The sequence below is a fragment of the Streptomyces sp. NBC_00158 genome, assembly GCF_045160885.1.
Taxonomy (GTDB): Bacteria; Actinomycetota; Actinomycetes; order Streptomycetales; family Streptomycetaceae; genus Streptomyces.
Map to the genome: position 1 here is coordinate 5,612,259 of NZ_CP108161.1, position 16,389 is coordinate 5,628,647.

Below are 16,389 nucleotides of genomic sequence, written 5' to 3' on the forward strand. Positions count from 1 at the left end.
GCGACGAGGACGAGGCTGTGAAGCTGGATTCGATGTACCAGGAACTGATCCTGGACCACTACAAGCACCCGCACGGGCGCGGCCTGCGCGACGGCGACGCCGAGGTGCACCACGTCAACCCGACGTGCGGCGACGAGATCACGCTCCGCGTGAAGTACGACGGGGAGACGCTCACCGACGTCTCCTACGAGGGCCAGGGCTGCTCCATCAGCCAGGCCAGCGCGTCCGTGCTGAACGAGCTGCTCGTCGGCAAGGAGCTCGCCGAGGCGCAGAAGATCCAGGGCGTGTTCCTGGAGCTGATGCAGTCCAAGGGCAAGCTGGAGCCGGACGAGGAGATGGAAGAGGTGCTGGAGGACGCGGTCGCGTTCGCCGGCGTCTCCAAGTATCCGGCGCGCGTGAAGTGTGCTCTGCTGAGCTGGATGGCCTGGAAGGACGCGACCGCCCAGGTGCTGGGCGACGCGGAGAGGAAGACGGCATGACCGAGAACGCGACGCCCGAGGCGTCGATCAAGCCGGCCACCGAGGAGGAGGTCCGCGAGGCCCTCTACGACGTGGTCGACCCCGAGCTGGGCATCGACGTCGTCAACCTGGGCCTGATCTACGGCATCCACATCGACGACGCGAACATCGCCACCCTCGACATGACCCTGACCTCGGCGGCCTGCCCGCTGACGGACGTCATCGAGGACCAGGCGAAGTCGGCGACCGAGGGCATCGTCAACGAGCTCCGCATCAACTGGGTCTGGATGCCCCCGTGGGGCCCGGACAAGATCACGGACGACGGCCGTGAGCAGCTGCGCGCGCTCGGCTTCAACGTCTGAGCGACGCGGTCGCGTGAGGGCCCCCGGCACGGTCGTGCCGGGGGCCCTCCCTGTTCTCGTTCTCGGGGGTCTCCGGGGATTTTCCCGGGCCGACGCGTGACGTGCACCGGGAGTTGGCCGCCATGGCCGAATCTTCTCGACGGCCGTCACAGCGTGACGCCGTGAGGGAGAGGACGTCACCTTGAAGAAGCAGCTCGGCATCGCCGGTACCGCGGGCACCGCCGCACTGATCGTCGCCGCGACGGTCATGCCCGCGCACGCGGTCACCTACGGGACCCCGACCATCTCGCTGTCCGCCGGCTACCTGTCCGGCTCCGTGAACGGGGTCGGCGACCAGACCGTCGACGTCACCGTCGGGCAGAGCGGTGCCGACGCCTCCGCACTGACCGTCAGCGCCTCCGCCTCCAGCAAGGCCTCCGTCGCCGGCACCGGGGACGTCACCGTCACCGGCACGGGGGCCGTACGGCAGCTGGCCGTCACCGCGCACGCCCGCGGCTACACCAACCTGACGGTCAAGGTCACCGGGCTCGGCGGCAAGACCGCCACCAAGACCCTCTCCTACGCCGCCTCCGCGGCCGTCCAGAACCCGGCCGACGCCCGCTACTTCAGCGGCGCCTCCGACACCTCGGCCGCCGTCGACGTCGGCGGCGGCTACACCGTCGTCGCCGACGACGAGAACAACGTGCTGCGCCTGTACGACCGTTCCCGCTCCGCCGCCCCCGTGCGCACCTGGGACTTCAGCTCCCAGCTCGGCGTCACCAAGGAGGTGGACATCGAGGGCGCCACCAGGATCGGCAACACCATCTACTGGACCGGGTCCCTCGGCAACAACAAGGACGGCGAGTACAAGGCGCCCCGCAACACGGTGTTCACCACCACCGTGGGCGGCTCCGGCGCGGCCACGCAGCTCGCGTACGGGCGCTCCTACAAGAAGCTCCGCGACGACCTGGTCGCCTGGGACACCGCGAACGGCGACCGGTACGGCTTCGCGGCGGGCACCGCCGCCGGCGAGGCGCCGAAGCAGATCGACGGCTTCAACGTGGAGGGCCTGGAGTTCGCGCCCGGTTCCACGACCACCGCCTACCTGGGCTTCCGCGCCCCGCTCGCCCCGGCCGTGCCCGGCGGCAAGGCCCTGCTGGTGCCGGTCACCAACTTCGACCAGGTGCTGTCGAGCGGCGCCAAGGCCGTCTTCGGCGCGGGCGTCGAGCTCGACCTCGGCGGGCTGTCGGTGCGGGACGTCAAGAAGAACGCCGCGAACCAGTACCTGATCCTGGCCGGCTCCTGGGCGGCGGACGACAACTCCGACCCGTACGCCCTCTACCAGTGGGACGGCGTCCCCGGCCACGCCCCCGTCAAGCGCGCCGACCTGCCCACCACCGACCCCGGCGGCTGGGAGGCCATCGTGGAGGTGCCGGACCTGAACGCATCCGGCGCCCGCGTGCAGGTGGTCACCGACAGCGGCTCCGCCGACCTGTACGGCGACGGCGTCGAGGCCAAGGACCTGACGCACCCGGAGTGGAAGAAGGCCCGCGCCGCCTGGTTCACCCTGAACTGAACGCCCCGGCGTCGGGGTCCGTCGCGAGCGCCTCGGCGAGGTGCTCGCGGCGGACCCGCCGGTCCACGTAGAGCAGGCCGGCGGGCAGCTGCGGGAACGCCGGCAGCAGCACCAGCGCCGACAGCGCCCCGGCCAGGCCGAACCAGGCCTGGAGCGCGTACCCGGCCGCGCAGGTGAACGCCACCGCCGGGGCCGTGACCGCGAGGGTCCGCCACCACGCGCCGCGCACCAGGTGCGCCGAACGCCGCAGCGCCGCCACCGGCCCGAGCCCCTCGAACCCGGCGGCGGTGGGAGCCAGGGCGAACAGCACCCCGAGCCACAGGGCCACCGGGAGCAGCGGCAGCAGCGCGGGCGCCGGCAGCCCGGCCGCCCCGCCCGCCACGAGGGGGGCCGTCGCGGCGAGCAGCGCCAGCAGCTGCGCGCCGAGCACGGCCGGGGTCCGGGCCAGGCCCGCCCGCAGCAGCCCCGGCACGGTCACGGCGCGGCCGAGCACCGCCGGGCGCAGCAGCACCGCGATCAGGGCGGTCGCCAGGGCGCAGGTGAACAGCAGGAACAGGGTCGCCGCGGGGAACAACGTCCACACGAAGACCCGGCTGCCGGAGCTGCGGCTGAGGGAGGCCAGGGTGGCCGCCCCCGCAGCCGCGGCGACCAGCAGGGCCCCCGCGAGCTGGCCGAGGAGCAGCGCGCCGCACAGCGCCCCGCCGTACCGGCGCAGGGTGGTGGCGGCGCCCGCGAGGATCTCCCCGGGCCCCAGGGGCCGCAGCGGCACCACGCCGGGCCGGGGCCGCCGAGGGGGCAGCCAGCCGCCGCCCGCGTGGGTCCAATGCTGCGCCATGAGCGGCCCCCCGTCCCCTGAGGGGGACACCGTAGCCCCGTTGCGCGCGGGTGTGACCGGGCGTGCGTGTGTACATGTGTACGCATCGATGTGTACTGTCGTACACATGCCCTACGTACTGCTCGCCATGGCCATAGCCGCCGAGGTCGCCGGGACCACCGCCATGAAGTACAGCGACGGTTTCACCCGGCTGTGGCCCTCGCTGGGCACCCTGCTGGGCTACGTCATCGCCTTCTCCCTGCTCGCGCAGACGCTCAAGTCGATGTCGGTGGGCACCGCCTACGCGATCTGGGCCGGGGTCGGGACCGCCGCCATCGCCGCGATAGGGATGGTGTTCCTGGGTGAGGCCGCCACCGCCGCGAAGATCGCCGGCATCGCGCTGGTCATCGGCGGCGTGGTGCTGCTGAACCTGGGCGGGGCGGCGCACTGATGGCCGCCGGAGCGCGCCGACACGACCCCGACCGCAGGCAGCGGATCATCGACGCCGCGATCCGGGTGGTGGGGGCCAAGGGGATCGCGGGGCTCAGCCACCGCAGCGCGGCGGCGGAGGCGGACGTGCCGCTGGGCTCGACGACCTACCACTTCAACACCCTGGACGACCTGCTGGTCGCCGCCCTGCGGCAGGCCAACGAGGCGTACGCGCCCCCGCTGGTGCTCCGCGAGGGCGAGGACCTGGCCGGGGCGCTGGCGCGGCTGCTGGGGGAGGTCCTGGCGGCCGACCGGGGGCGTGCGGAGCTGGAGTACGAGCTGTACCTGGCGGCCCTGCGCCGCCCGGCGCTGCGGCCGGTCGCCGCCGAATGGTGCGAGGCGGTTTCCGCGGCCCTGTCGGAGCACACCGACCCGCTGACGGCGCGGGCGCTGGTGGCCCTGATGGACGGCATCACCCTCCAGGTCCTCCTGACGGACACCCCGTACGACGAGCCGTACGCCCGCGAAGTCCTGTCCCGGGTCCTGCCCTAGCCCCGGCGGGGCCGTATGCAGCCTCGCCGGCGTTTGAGGCGCGGGGGTGCGGGGGCGGAGCCCCGCAAGGGGTCCGGGCGCAGCCCGGGGAACGGGCGAAGGGCGGGTCGGGGACCTCGCCCCGCGCAGCGGCCACCCGCACCCGCACCCGGCCCGCAGCCCGAGGGGTTCCGGCTACCCCGCGGAGCGCACCGCGGCCAGCGCCGCCGCCACGCTCGCCTCGATGTCGGTCACCGGATAGAACACCTCCCGCACCACCCGCTCCCGGTCCACCACCAGGGTGACCCGCTTGATCCGGCTCACCCCCGCCGCGCGGAACGTCGGCAGCCGCAGCGCCGTCACCAGCTCCAGCCCGGCGTCCGACAGCAGCGGGAACCGCAGCCGCTCCTGCTCCGCGAACTCCCGCTGCTCGTCCGGCCGCTGGGTGGAGACGCCGTGCACGGTGGCGCCGGCGGCGGTGAACTCCGCCAACTGGTCGCGGAACGTGCACGATTCGAGCGTGCAGCCCTTCGCACCCGGGATCCCGGCCCAGCCGGGAGGGTAGGACTCGGCCCGCGCGTACGCGCCTGGGAAGCAGTACAGGACGGTGAACGGGGTGCTCGCCACCGGGTCGCGGAGCTCGCCGAACCGGTCCGGCAGCAGCAGCTCCGGCAGCCGGGTCCCGCGCAGCGCGTGGACGCGTGCGGCCTCCTTCGAGGACTCCTCGGTCGTCGCCGTCATCTCTCCCTCTCCCAGGACCCAGGTGTCACCCCAGTCCTGGAGGGCCACCAGGACCGGCAGCAGCCCCCGCCCGCGCGGGGTCAGCCGGTACTCGTGCCGCACCGGGCGCTCCTGGTACGGCTCGCGCGTCAGCACCCCGGCCTCGACCAGCAGCTTCAGCCGCTCGGCGAGCACCTTCCGGGACACCCCCAGCTCGCGCTGGAGCTCCTCGAAGCGGTACAGGCCTCGCGCGGTGTCCCGCACGATCAGCAGCGTCCACCAGTCGCCCACGACGTCGAGGGCCTGGGCGATGGAGCAGTCCGCGTCGCCGAGGTGCGTGCGCTGGGCCATGGGAACTCCTTTGTCCGTTGACCCAAGGCTGTCATGCTGACATAGTCCGTTCCCAAAAGGAACTGACCACGGACGAACGCGGGGGACACGGGTGTGCTGCAGGGGTTCAAGGACGTACCGAGGGTCGTGTGGCTGCTGGCTGCGGGGGTCTTCGTCAATGCCGTCGTCAGCTTCACCTTCGTCTTCGTCTTCCTCTACCTGACCGGCCCGCGCGGCCTCGGCGCCGCCCAGGCGGGCCTGGCCACCGGCATCGGCGGCATCGGACTCGTCGCCGGCAACTTCACCGGCGGCTGGTACGGCGACCGCTTCGGCCACCGCCGCGTGCTCCTCGCCGCCTCCGCCCTCGGCGGACTCGCCCTGATGTCCTTCCCCGTGCTGCCCGCCCCGCTGCTGTACGCCGCCCTGACGGTGGCCCAGTACGCCTCGGGCGTCATCCGGGCGGCGAACTCCGCCCTGGTGGCCGTCACCGTGCCCGAGGGGGCCCGCCGCCAGGCCTTCGCCGTCGTCCGCTGCGTCTCGAACGGCGGCTTCACCCTCGGCCCGCCGCTGGGCGCCCTGCTCGCCTCCGGGCTCTCGTACGACTGGCTCTTCCTCGCCGACGGCCTCGGCACCCTCTTCTTCGCCGCCTGGACCTCCCGCGTCGTCCCGGCGCGCGGCGCCGCCCGCACGCCCTCCGCGGCCCCGGACGGGGGTCTGGGCCGCGGCGGGGTGTGGGCGGCACTACGGGCGCGCCCCGGCGTCCTGGTGCTGCTCGGCGCGGTCCTCGTCGTGGACGTGGTCTACCGCCAGCAGTACTCCCTCTTCCCCGTATTCCTCGCCGACCACGGCCTCGACGTACGGGCCTTCGGGCTGATCGTCGCCCTCAACGGCGCCGTCATCCTGCTGCTGGAACTGCCCGCGGCCGTCGCCCTGCGCGACCGGCCGCCGCTGGCGGTCATCGGCAGCGGGCTCGTGCTGGTCGGCGCCGGGTACGCGGCCCTGCTCCTCGGGGCGGGCGTGGCGACCGCCGTCGCCATGATGGTGCTGCTCAGCCTCGGCGAGATCCTCTACAAGACCACCGCCACCGCCTACGTCGCCGACCAGGCGCCCGAGCACGCCGTCGGCCGCTTCCAGAGCCTGTACGCCGGGGTCTCGGTCAGCGGCACCGTCCTCGCCCCGCCCGCCGGCGGAGCCCTGTACGCGGCCGCGCCCGGCTTGCTGTGGCCGCTGTGCGCGGCCCTGGCGGCAGCCGCAGGCGCGGTCGTCCTGGCCAGGCACCGCACCGAGGCGCGCGCCGCCCGGCGGCGCGCGGAGCGACACGCCGCGCGCCCGGCACATGAGACCGGTTCGCGACCGCGGCCCGTCGCCGGTTAGGTTTCGGGCATGACTGCTACGCGTACCACCGGCGCCGTCGCCGCCGGACTTGCCACCATCACCGCCGACGGCACCGTCCTCGACACCTGGTTCCCCGCCCCCGAGCTGGCCGACGCCCCCGGCCCGGCCGGCACCGAGCGCCTCACCGCCGAGCAGGCCGTGGAGCTCCTCGGCGCGGCCGCGGCCAAGGCCGTCCGCTCGGACGCGGTCCGCGGCGTCGAGGTCGTAGCCGTCCGCACCGTCATCGCCTCCCTGGAGGACAAGCCGCTGGACGCGCACGACGCGTACCTGCGCCTGCACCTGCTGAGCCACCGCCTGGTCAAGCCGCACGGCCAGAACCTGGACGGCGTCTTCGGCCTGCTGACCAACGTCGCCTGGACCTCGCTCGGCCCCGTCGCCGTCGACCAGGTCGAGACGGTCCGGCTGAACGCGCGCGCCGAGGGCCTGCACCTCCAGGTCACCTCGATCGACAAGTTCCCGCGCATGACCGACTACGTCGCCCCCAAGGGCGTGCGCATCGCCGACGCCGACCGCGTCCGCCTCGGCGCGCACCTCGCCGAGGGCACCACCGTCATGCACGAGGGCTTCGTCAACTTCAACGCCGGCACCCTGGGCACCTCCATGGTCGAGGGCCGCATCTCCGCGGGCGTCGTCGTCGGCGACGGCTCCGACATCGGCGGCGGGGCGTCCACCATGGGCACCCTCTCGGGCGGCGGCAAGCAGATCATCTCGATCGGCGAGCGCACCCTGGTCGGCGCCGAGGCGGGCATCGGCATCGCGCTCGGCGACGAGTGCGTCGTCGAGGCCGGCCTCTACGTCACCGCGGGCACCCGGGTGACCCTGCCGGACGGCCAGATCGTCAAGGCCCTGGAGCTCTCCGGCGCCGACAACATCCTCTTCCGCCGCAACTCGGTCACCGGCGCCGTCGAGGCCCGCCCGTACAAGGCGAACTGGGGCGGCCTCAACGAGGTCCTGCACAGCAACGACTGACGCCGCGCGGGCAGTGCCCGCCGTACGTCCGCGACGAGTGCCCTCCCGCCTGAGGCGGGAGGGCACTCGTCTTTTCGGCGGGAGCAGGGAGGGGTCCGCTCAGCCGACCAGCCGCAGGAACCAGCGGCGCGAGGGGTGGGTGTCGCAGGTGAACTGGACGAGCGGGTGGTTGTTGGCGGTGGTGGACCCGCCCGCCACGGTGGCGCACTTGCCCGTCTGCGCGTTCACGAGCTGGAAGGACGTGCCGTCGCCGTTGGTGATGCGCCAGCGGCGCGAGGGGTGTTCGTCGCAGTCGAACTGGACCAGCGGGTGGTTGTTCATGTCGGTGGTCCCGCCCGCGACGGTGGCGCACTTGCGCGTCTGACCGTTGACGATCTGGAAGGCACCGTCCTCCTCGTTCGTCACCTGCCAGCGGCGCGAGGGGTGCGTGTCGCAGTCGAACTGGACGAGCGGGTGGTTGTTGGCGGTGGTGGACCCGCCCGCCACGGTGGCGCACTTGCCCGTCTGGACGTTCACGAGCTGGTACGTGCCCTCCGGGACGTCGGCCACCGTGACCGTGGGCGCGGCGGCGGGTTGTGCCGCCGTGCCGGGCGCGGGCAGCAGCATGAGGCCTCCGGCCGCGAGAACCGACGCGGTCGTCAGGAGGCGGCGTACCCGGGTCCCGGGGCGTATGGGGTGCGTGGGATGTGTGGGGAGCATGGGGCGCTTGGTGTGCATGGGGGTGCTCCTCTCGGTCCTGCGAAAGGGATCGGCAGGGCTCCGCGCCGCGCGTGGGTGGGTGACCCGGCCGGTCGCCGGGTGGGGATCGGTGCAGGGGAGGGGGAGCGCCCGTGGGGCTCGTGCCGTCGCGGCCCGTCGGATCGTCCGCGGCGCGCGTCCGGCGCCCGGCCCCGGTGATCAAGGCGCGGCTGCCTCTCCCACTATCGGCGCGCGTGACCGGCCCCGCAACCGAGGGCGGCGGCGCCGCCCGGACGTGCCGGAACGCCCCTCGCGCCGGGAAGGGCGAGGGGCGTTCCGGGAGGTTTCGGAGGGTTCCGGGGGCGGGCGCGCGCCCGGTCAGTTCAGGGCGATCGTGCGGATCAGGCCCGCGAAGGCCCGTTCCTCCGCCTCGGTCAGCTCCACCGACTCCATCGGGTGCGTCTGGGCGGTCCGCTGGGCCGGGATCACCGGCAGGCCCTCGTAGGCGCCTGGCTCCGGGTGGTGGAAGCGGCTGTCCCACAGCATGTGACCGAGGCCGACGAGCCACACGAGGGCTGCCACGGCGAGGACGGCGAGGCCTATTTCCTGGGCGAGGGACATGGACGGGAACACGCGGTCCTCCCGGGAGTGCGGGGGTACAAGGAGGGCAAGTTCGGGCGTGGGGACACTCAACACCACAACCGGAAGATTTTGGCCCCTGTGTGTCCAGCGTCACGCCAGGGCCGAAGGTCCCGACCTACGGTCCCAGGGCCGGCTTGAAGCCCTCGTGTCCGCGCGCGAAGCCCGGGCGCTCGTAGGACCCGCTCGTGCTCCGCGGGGCCCGGCCGCGGACCGCGGCCGGGCCCCGCGGCCCGGGTTACGGACGGAAGCGCAGCACCTGCGGGTCGTGGTCGCTGTTCTGCGCGGCGAACTCGGCGTTGACGTGCACGCTGTCGTACGTGAAGTTCTTGATCGACGGGCTGGTCAGGATCTGGTCCAGAACCTGGGCGTTGCCCTGGTACACGTACGAGTAACGTTCCGCCTTCGGCAGCGACTTGATCGCCGAGTAAAGTGCGCCGCCGTCCTCCAGCGCCTTCGCCGTACCGGAGAACTCGAAGTCGTTGATGTCGCCGACCGCGAGCACGGCCGCGTTCTTGTCGACCGCCAGCAGCTGCTTCACGAACCCGTTGACGGCCTGCGCCTGCAGGAGCCGCTTCTCCTCCGACTTGCGCGCCGGCGGCTGGTGGTGCGAGGTCAGGCCCTCGTCGCCGCCCTTCGAGCCGAAGTGGTTGGCGATCACGAAGACGGTGCGGCCGCGGAAGAGGAACTCGCCCGCCAGCGGCTTGCGGCTGTCGGCCCACGCCGGGTTCGCCGGGTCGATCCGGCCGGGGGAGTGGGTCAGGGCGGCCTTGCCCTTCTCCGTCGTCACACCGGTCGCCGTCACCGCGTCGCCCGCGGCACGGTCGGTGAAGGAGACCCGCGCCGGGTTGAACAGGAACACCTGGCGGATGTTGCCGCCGGGCTCGCCGCCGTCCTTGTTGTTCTCGGGGGCGATGGAGCGCCACTGGTAGGCCGGGCCGCCCGCCGCCTTGATCGCCTCGGTGAACTTCGTCAGCGTCTGCTCGGCCGAGACGGTGCCGTCGTTCTTGGCGCCGTTGTCGTCCTGGATCTCCTCCAGGGCCACGATGTCGGGCGAGGCCAGGTTGGTCACGACCGCCTTGGCGAGGTTGTCGAACTTCTCCTGCGAGTCGGTCGGGTCGAGGTTCTCCACGTTGTACGTGGCCACCGCGAGCTCGCCGGGCGACTGGGCCTTGGTCTTCTCCGGGGCGATGGTGCCCGCCTTGACCGTGCCGAGGGCGCGCGCCACCAGCGTGTAGCCGCCGAACTGGTTGAAGTCCAGCGGGCCCTCGGTGGTGCCGGTCAGCTTGTCGCCGACGTTGGCCACCGGGAAGGGCTGCTGCGCGAGCGGCGCGAGCTGCTGGACCTGGAGGCGGCCGGTGTTCTGGGACTCGTACGAGCCGTAGACGGTGCCGCCGCGCTTGGCGGTGTTCTCCCAGCCCTTGACCGTCACCCACAGCTCGCCGTACGCGTCGGTGGCACCGACCACGCGCGAGGTGCCGATCTTGACGTTCATGCCCTCCAGGGACTCGTAGAAGTCCAGGGCGTAGCGGGAGGGCTCCAGGGTCAGGCCGTTGATGCTGCCGCCGGCCGCCGGGTCACCCGCGGGGGCGTACTCCGCGGGGACGGAGTACTCGTTGACCGCGGTGGCCTCGGGCAGCGCGTTGCCCGAGGAGAGCACCGTCACCGTGGGCTTGGAGATCTGGGTGACGGACTGGTTGCCGGAGTTCACGCCGCCCGGGACGTACTCGCCGACCGTGCCGGAGACCTTCACGGCGTCGCCGACGGCGACGGTCGGGACGGAGCTGGTGAAGACGAAGACGCCCTCGCTGGTGGCGGGGTTGTCGTCGGCGTCCGGGTCCTGGATCCAGAAACCGCGCGAGCCGTAGGTGCGCACGCCCGTGACGATGCCCTGGACGTCGGCGACCTGCTTGCCGTTCAGGGGGGAGATCCGGGTCGTGCCCTGGATGTCGTGGATGCGTATCGGATCGGCGGACACGGCGCCTTCGGCCGCGTCGGCGGTGCCCGCGAGCAGGCCGGTGGCCAGGGCGGTGGCGACGAGGGCCGCGACGGCGGCGGAACGGGGATGCGAGGGGCGCATGGGCGGGAACTCCGGTGTGTGGAGGAGAAAGTGCGGGCGCTTGACGGCCCGTGTACATCTACGCGCGTCAATTTCCTGGGTGACCAGGGAAGTTGTCAAGGCCTCCAGGGGATACGGAGGCTGACTGTGGGATGAACCAAAGGTGATGGCCGCCGGGGCCACCCCGATTGCGTCTACGCTGGGTCGCCGCAACGGGCCTGGCGACCCGTCCGCATGTGTTTTCGGCCACACGGCCGGACGGCATCCCGTCGCCCGGACACCGCAGGCCCGCCCGCCCCACCGTTCAGCCCGCCCCACCGCCCCACCGCCCCACCGCCCCACCGCCCCACCGCCCCACCGCCCCACCGCCCCACCGCCCCGTGCGTCCCGTCCGAGGAGAACCACCCCATGTCCGCAGAGCCGCACCCCACGCTGCCGCCGGTACGGCTGCACTCCGATGCGGAGCTGGCCCGCGACGCCCTCGTCGCCCCGCTGTTCGCCCGCGCCGTACGCCTCGCCCGCTGGTCCGGCCCCGACACCCGCGTGGACGTCGGCGGCGAGCTCGCCCCGGACCAGCTGCCCGAGGCCGTCGCCGTCCTCGGCCTCGACGCCGCCGACGAGGACTCGCCCGTCTACGCGAGCCAGGCCTGGCGGGTCGCCGTGGACACCGGCCTCGTCGACGTGACCGAGCCCGAGGAGGACAGCGGCGACGGAGCCGACGCGGGCGAGCCCGAGTACGGCACCGCCACCCCCGGCGAAGACCTCGCACTGCTCGCCGGCGGCGCCCCCGGCGACGTGCTCGACCTGTGGCTCGCCGCACTGGACACCGTCCTCGCGGACGCCGCCGTACCCGACCTCGACGACCTCGTCGACGCCCTCGACGCGGGCGGCGAGATCGACTTCGACCGCCTCGACTGGAACCCCCAGAGGGAAGCCGACTTCCTCGACGGGGTCCTCGCCAACCTCTACCTGCTCACCGTCACCGAGGGCGGCGCCGGCGAGGGCCCGGTGCCGCTGCCGGTGCTCGCGGCCTCGATGATCGTCCCCGACGAGATGGGCGACCCCACCGACGCCGTCCTCGAACAGGTCTCGGACGCGATGATGCGCCTCGACGACCAGTTCCGGCAGCTGGAGCCCATCGGGCTGGTCGAGTACCGCCCCGTCGACGAGGCGCTGCTCGCCGAAGCGGACGACCCCGCCTCCGCGGAGGCCGGGCAGGGCGCCGCGGCGGGGCCGGAGGACGACGAGGACGTGTCCCGGTACGGGATGGTCCGGCTGACCCCGCTCGGCCTGTACGGCGTCCGCGCCCGGATGCTCGAAGCCGGGGTCGAAGCCCCCGCCGTCGGGGAACTGGCCGACAAGGGCGCCGACGCGCTGCTCGACGCCGTCTCGTACTACCCGGAGGACGCGGCCCAGGCCGAGATCGAGCAGTGGCTGGCCGGACGCGAGCTGCCGGACGCCGTCGCCGAGCTGCTGGCCGCCGCCCGCGGCGACGACGAGGGCGCCCCGCTGCGCCGGCTGCGCTGCCAGCAGGCCCTCGCCCCGGCCGGTCCGGAGGCCGAGCCGGCGGTCCGCGCCGTCCTGGACGACCCGGAGCTCGGCGGGCTCGCCCGGGTCTGGCTCGCCGAGCACGGCGTGGCCGACGTACCGGTACCGGACGAGACCATGGTGTTCTGGCTGACGGTGGACACCATCGCGGCGCAGCTCGCGGCGGACGGGGAGACCGAGGAGCTGCCGCTGCTGATGCGGAGCCTGACGGAGCACCACGCCGGGTTCTTCGAGCGGGCGTGGCGGGTGGAGCACCCCGCCACCGCCTACGTCCTGGAGGCCATGGGCCGGCTGCACCCGGACAAGAAGGCCTCCAAGGAGGCGCGGAAGGCCGCGTTCAAGGCCCGCTCCCGGCAGCCCTGACCGGTACGGCGGTTCGGCGGGGGACCGGGGCGGTTTCAGGGGAGGGTTTCGGGGAGGGTGCACAACAGGCCGATTCCGGGGCCGGAGTTCGCCATTCCGGCGGCCGGAAAGGGCTCGGCCCGCATTCGCGGGTAGTTCAGCCGCCGTTCACGTGCGGGCGGGAGCGTGTGCGCCTGCGACCGTACGTCAGGCGCACCACCTCCCCACCCCTGGAGACCCGATGCCCCTCAGCCGCAGAGACTTCACCGCCCGCACCGTCATCGCCGGTGCGGGCGTCGCACTGACCGGGACGGTCGGCGCCCTCGCCACCGCCCCCGGTGCACTCGCGGCGGACGACCCCCGGCCCGACGCGCTCGACGCGCACGGCCGCCCGCACTCCCCCGGCTACGGGCCGCTCTTCGCCGACCCCGCCGGACTGCTGGCCCTGCCCGCCGGGTTCACCTACCGCGTCATCACCCGCAGCGGCGTCACCACCCTCGAATCCGGTGAGAGCACCCCCTCCAACCACGACGGGACCGCCGCCTTCGCGGGCCACCACGGCGTCACCCTCCTCGTCAACAACCACGAGCTGAAGGGCCCGCGCGCCGGCTGGGCGCACCCCGTACCGCTCGCCGAGGGCCTCGTCTACGACCCGGCCGCCTCCGGCGGCTGCACCGTCGTGGAGGTCCGGCGCGGCGGCGAGGTCGCCGAATGGGTGGGCGTCGCCGGCACGTCGACCAACTGCGCCGGCGGCGCCACCCCCTGGGGCACCTGGCTGACCTGCGAGGAGACGGAGGACCTGGCCGGGAAGAACGGCATGACCAAGGACCACGGCTACGTCTTCGAGGTCGACCCGCACGACCGCCGCGCCAACCGCGACCCGCAGCCGGTCAAGGCCTTCGGGCGGTACGCCCACGAAGCGGTGGTCATCGACCCGCGCCAGGGTCACGCCTACCTGACCGAGGACGCCTCCGGCCCCAACGGGCTGCTCTACCGCTGGACCCCGCCGCACGGCTTCCGGCACGGACGCGGCCGGCTGCGCACCCTCGCCCCCGACGCCGGGGTGCTCGCGGCAGCCAAGTGCTTCGACAGCCAGGGCCGTTTCGTGGACGACCTCTCGCGCGCCACGAAGACCGGCACCGTGTACGGGGTCGACTGGGTGGAGGTGACCGACCGGGACGCGCGCAGCCTCTCGGTGCGCAAGCAGTTCGCGGCCGGCTCGGTGACCAGGGCCCGCAAGCTGGAGGGCATGTGGTGGGCCGACGGGGGCGCCTACTTCGTCTCCTCCTACGCGCGAGAGGAGAGCCCGGGCGCCGCGCACGACGGCCAGGTGTGGTTCTACGACCCGAAGCGGCGCACGGTCCGCCTCGTCGTCCTGATCGGCGTCAACCGGGACCCGGCCGCCGACGGCGGCTACGACGGCCCGGACAACATCACGGTGTCGCCGTACGGCGGCCTGGTCATCGCCGAGGACGGCGAGGGCCTGCAACACCTGCTCGGCGCCACGGAGTCGGGCCGCGTCTACCCGCTGGCGCGCAACGAGCTCAACATCGGCACGGCCGAGAAGCCGGAGTACTCGGAGTTCACCGGGGTCTGCTTCTCTCCCGACGGGCGCACCCTGTACGCCAACATCCAGGACCCGGGCATCATGCTGGCCATCACCGGCCCCTGGCGGCGCTCCCCGCGCTGACGCGGGCGCCGGGTCCGGCGGTCCCGGGGCACCCCTGTGCCCCGGGGACGCCGGCTACTGGACGGAGGCCAGCTCCTCGGCGCGGGAGGCCACTGCCCACTCTTCGAGCAGGAACTCGTACGCCTCCGAGGGCCACTCCCCGTCCCAGGTCTCGACGAGGTGCCGTATCGCCTCGTTCGCCTCGGCGGCGGACGGGCGCGCGGGACCCGCGGGCCGGAGTGTGTTCTGCATGCCTCCAAGGCTACGGGCGGGCACTGACAGCCACCTCCGGATTACGCGTGGCTTCCATCACCCGGATGGCCGCCCGCCCGCTCTCCGGTGTCGGCATATGCCCGCCCACCTGCTCAGAGTGCCTGCGAGGCGGGCTTGACCATGCCGCGCACTGTGCGGGACTTCACAAACTCGCCCATGGCCGTCATCTCCCATTCGCCGGAGAACTGCTTGATGAGCTTGGCCATCATGACCCCGGTCTGCGGCTCGGCACCGGTGAGGTCGAAGCGGACGAGCTCCTCCCCGCTCGCCGCGTCGATCAGCCGGCAGTAGGCCTTGGCGACCTCGGTGAACTTCTGGCCGGAGAAGGAGTTCACCGTGAAGACCAGCCCGGTGGCCTCGGCGGGCAGCCGGCCCAGGTCCACGACGATCACCTCGTCGTCCCCGGCGCCGTCACCCGTGAGGTTGTCCCCCGAGTGCTTGATCGCTCCGCCCAGGATCGACAGCTTGCCGAAGTAGCAGCTGTCGATGAAGTTGCGCTGCGGGCCGTAGGCGATGACGGACGCGTCGAGGTCGATGTCGCGGCCGCCGTAGGCCGGCTCCCAGCCCAGGCCCATCTTGACCTGGGAGAGCAGCGGGCGGCCGCCCTTGACCAGGGACACGGTCTGGTTCTTCTGGAGGCTGACCCGGCCCTTGTCGAGGTTGATCTTCCCGCTGCCGACGGGGGCGGGGGCGGGCGGCGCGGCGGGTGCCGGAGGGGTGGCGGCCGGGGCGGCGACGGGAGCGGCCGGGGCGACCGGAGCGGCCGCCGCGGGCGGGGCCGGCTCCTCGTCCACCGAGACCCCGAAGTCGGTGGCGATGCCCGCGAGGCCGTTGGCGTACCCCTGGCCGACCGCGCGCACCTTCCAGGCACCGCCCCGCTGGTAGATCTCCACGACCACGAGGGCCGTCTCCGCGCCGAGCCGCGGCGGCGTGAAGGTGGCGATCACCGCGCCGCCGGCCGCGTCCCGCACGGTGGCCGTGGGCTCGATGCCCTGGAAGGTCTGTCCGGCCGCGTCGGGGCTGGCGGTGACCACGATCCGCTCGATGCCGGGCGGCAGCGCGCCGGTGTCCACGGTGATGGAGTCCGGCGCCGAACCGCCGCCGGACCGGTAGCTGACACCGGGCCCGGAGGGCTGGTTGTAGAAGATGAAGTCGGCATCGGAGCGCACCTTGCCGTCCGCCGCGAGCAGGAGCCCCGACACGTCGAGACGCACCGGGGCAGCCACGTCCACCGTCACGCGGACGGTGTCGAGCGGCAGGTTGGAACCAGGGGTCATAGCGGTCATGCCCGGAGAACGACCGGAGCGGCTTTGCCGTTCCCTTACCCTCGGCGGGATTTTCAGCGCCGGTTGCGGGGGTGGTCGCGGGCGGTGCGTTCGTTGCCGAACTTGTACGAGCCGGTCCAGCGGGCCATCACCAGCTGTGCGTCACCGGACTCGACCTCGGCCAGGAACTTGTCCGCCCGGGCACCCCGCAGGGTGCTCGCGGCGCGGCCCCGGTGCGTGATGCGGACGGTGCGGTCGCTGTGCACCTCGTACGTGAACCCCTGCGGTTTCGGCATGGGGCGCAGCCTGCCCCGCCGGGGGCGGGGCGGCAACGGAATTACCCGGCGCCGGTC

17 protein-coding genes are annotated in these 16,389 nt (G+C 73.2%); 9 read left to right on the plus strand and 8 right to left on the minus strand.

All coding sequences use genetic code 11. The annotated features are described in order from the left end of the window. The first annotated feature begins 17 nt into the window (after window positions 1-17). The 3 genes from sufU to OG553_RS25835 all read left to right on the plus strand — a co-directional run bounded on the left by sufU (window position 18) and on the right by OG553_RS25835 (window position 2,375). Window positions 18-479: a Fe-S cluster assembly sulfur transfer protein SufU gene (gene sufU / locus OG553_RS25825; RefSeq protein WP_405981262.1), complete on the plus strand. Its 462-nt coding sequence runs from the start codon at window positions 18-20 to the stop codon at window positions 477-479. After that, window positions 476-820: a metal-sulfur cluster assembly factor gene (locus OG553_RS25830; protein ID WP_007263433.1), complete on the plus strand. Its 345-nt coding sequence runs from the start codon at window positions 476-478 to the stop codon at window positions 818-820. The genes sufU and OG553_RS25830 overlap by 4 nt, the downstream gene beginning before the upstream one ends. 247 nt (window positions 821-1,067) lie before the next feature. After that, a complete protein-coding gene (locus OG553_RS25835) occupies window positions 1,068-2,375 on the plus strand; it encodes a hypothetical protein (RefSeq protein WP_405983134.1) in 1,308 nt (435 codons plus the stop codon). Here OG553_RS25835 and OG553_RS25840 read toward each other — a convergent pair. Continuing rightward, a complete protein-coding gene (locus tag OG553_RS25840; RefSeq protein ID WP_405981263.1) occupies window positions 2,362-3,210 on the minus strand; it encodes a hypothetical protein in 849 nt (282 codons plus the stop codon). The two genes, OG553_RS25835 and OG553_RS25840, sit on opposite strands and share 14 nt — an antisense overlap. A gap of 106 nt (window positions 3,211-3,316) precedes the next feature. On the opposite strand from OG553_RS25840, the gene OG553_RS25845 reads away from it, so the two are divergent. Both OG553_RS25845 and OG553_RS25850 read left to right on the plus strand, forming a co-directional pair. Continuing rightward, window positions 3,317-3,640, plus strand: coding sequence for a DMT family transporter (locus OG553_RS25845; protein WP_405981264.1), 324 nt, complete (start codon window positions 3,317-3,319; stop codon window positions 3,638-3,640). Further along, window positions 3,640-4,170: a TetR/AcrR family transcriptional regulator gene (locus tag OG553_RS25850; protein WP_405981265.1), complete on the plus strand. Its 531-nt coding sequence runs from the start codon at window positions 3,640-3,642 to the stop codon at window positions 4,168-4,170. The genes OG553_RS25845 and OG553_RS25850 overlap by 1 nt, the downstream gene beginning before the upstream one ends. A gap of 174 nt (window positions 4,171-4,344) precedes the next feature. Here OG553_RS25850 and OG553_RS25855 read toward each other — a convergent pair whose 3' ends face one another. Next, window positions 4,345-5,220, minus strand: a complete 876-nt coding sequence (locus OG553_RS25855; protein ID WP_405981266.1) for a winged helix-turn-helix transcriptional regulator — start codon at window positions 5,218-5,220, stop codon at window positions 4,345-4,347. 96 nt (window positions 5,221-5,316) lie between these two features. On the opposite strand from OG553_RS25855, the gene OG553_RS25860 reads away from it, so the two are divergent. Together OG553_RS25860 and dapD are read left to right on the plus strand one after the other, a co-directional pair. Then, window positions 5,317-6,573, plus strand: a complete 1,257-nt coding sequence (locus OG553_RS25860; RefSeq protein ID WP_405983135.1) for an MFS transporter — start codon at window positions 5,317-5,319, stop codon at window positions 6,571-6,573. A gap of 9 nt (window positions 6,574-6,582) precedes the next feature. After that, on the plus strand, window positions 6,583-7,563 hold the full coding sequence (gene dapD / locus OG553_RS25865) for a 2,3,4,5-tetrahydropyridine-2,6-dicarboxylate N-succinyltransferase (RefSeq protein WP_405981267.1): 981 nt from the start codon (window positions 6,583-6,585) through the stop codon (window positions 7,561-7,563). 99 nt (window positions 7,564-7,662) lie between these two features. Here dapD and OG553_RS25870 read toward each other — a convergent pair whose 3' ends face one another. From OG553_RS25870 to OG553_RS25880, 3 genes are all read right to left on the minus strand, one after another. Further along, complete coding sequence (locus OG553_RS25870) at window positions 7,663-8,280, minus strand: RICIN domain-containing protein (protein ID WP_405981268.1); 618 nt, start codon at window positions 8,278-8,280, stop codon at window positions 7,663-7,665. Between the two features lie 339 nt (window positions 8,281-8,619). Then, window positions 8,620-8,874, minus strand: coding sequence for a hypothetical protein (locus OG553_RS25875; protein ID WP_405981269.1), 255 nt, complete (start codon window positions 8,872-8,874; stop codon window positions 8,620-8,622). Between the two features lie 244 nt (window positions 8,875-9,118). Continuing rightward, window positions 9,119-10,960 (minus strand): endonuclease/exonuclease/phosphatase family protein, encoded by a 1,842-nt coding sequence (locus OG553_RS25880; RefSeq protein WP_405981270.1) that lies wholly within the window; start codon window positions 10,958-10,960, stop codon window positions 9,119-9,121. A gap of 387 nt (window positions 10,961-11,347) precedes the next feature. Between OG553_RS25880 and OG553_RS25885 the strand changes: the two genes are divergently transcribed. Together OG553_RS25885 and OG553_RS25890 are read left to right on the plus strand one after the other, a co-directional pair. After that, window positions 11,348-12,850 carry a hypothetical protein gene (locus OG553_RS25885; RefSeq protein WP_405981271.1) on the plus strand — a complete coding sequence of 501 codons (1,503 nt, stop codon included), beginning with the start codon at window positions 11,348-11,350 and terminating at the stop codon, window positions 12,848-12,850. 220 nt (window positions 12,851-13,070) lie between these two features. Continuing rightward, window positions 13,071-14,519 (plus strand): alkaline phosphatase PhoX, encoded by a 1,449-nt coding sequence (locus OG553_RS25890; RefSeq protein ID WP_405981272.1) that lies wholly within the window; start codon window positions 13,071-13,073, stop codon window positions 14,517-14,519. A 54-nt stretch (window positions 14,520-14,573) separates the two neighbouring features. Here OG553_RS25890 and OG553_RS25895 read toward each other — a convergent pair whose 3' ends face one another. The 3 genes from OG553_RS25895 to OG553_RS25905 all read right to left on the minus strand — a co-directional run bounded on the left by OG553_RS25895 (window position 14,574) and on the right by OG553_RS25905 (window position 16,332). Beyond that, on the minus strand, window positions 14,574-14,750 hold the full coding sequence (locus OG553_RS25895) for a hypothetical protein (protein WP_405981273.1): 177 nt from the start codon (window positions 14,748-14,750) through the stop codon (window positions 14,574-14,576). Between the two features lie 113 nt (window positions 14,751-14,863). Continuing rightward, window positions 14,864-16,057, minus strand: coding sequence for a TerD family protein (locus OG553_RS25900; RefSeq protein ID WP_405981274.1), 1,194 nt, complete (start codon window positions 16,055-16,057; stop codon window positions 14,864-14,866). A gap of 53 nt (window positions 16,058-16,110) precedes the next feature. Further along, window positions 16,111-16,332: a hypothetical protein gene (locus tag OG553_RS25905; RefSeq protein ID WP_405981275.1), complete on the minus strand. Its 222-nt coding sequence runs from the start codon at window positions 16,330-16,332 to the stop codon at window positions 16,111-16,113. Window positions 16,333-16,389 lie beyond the last annotated feature (57 nt).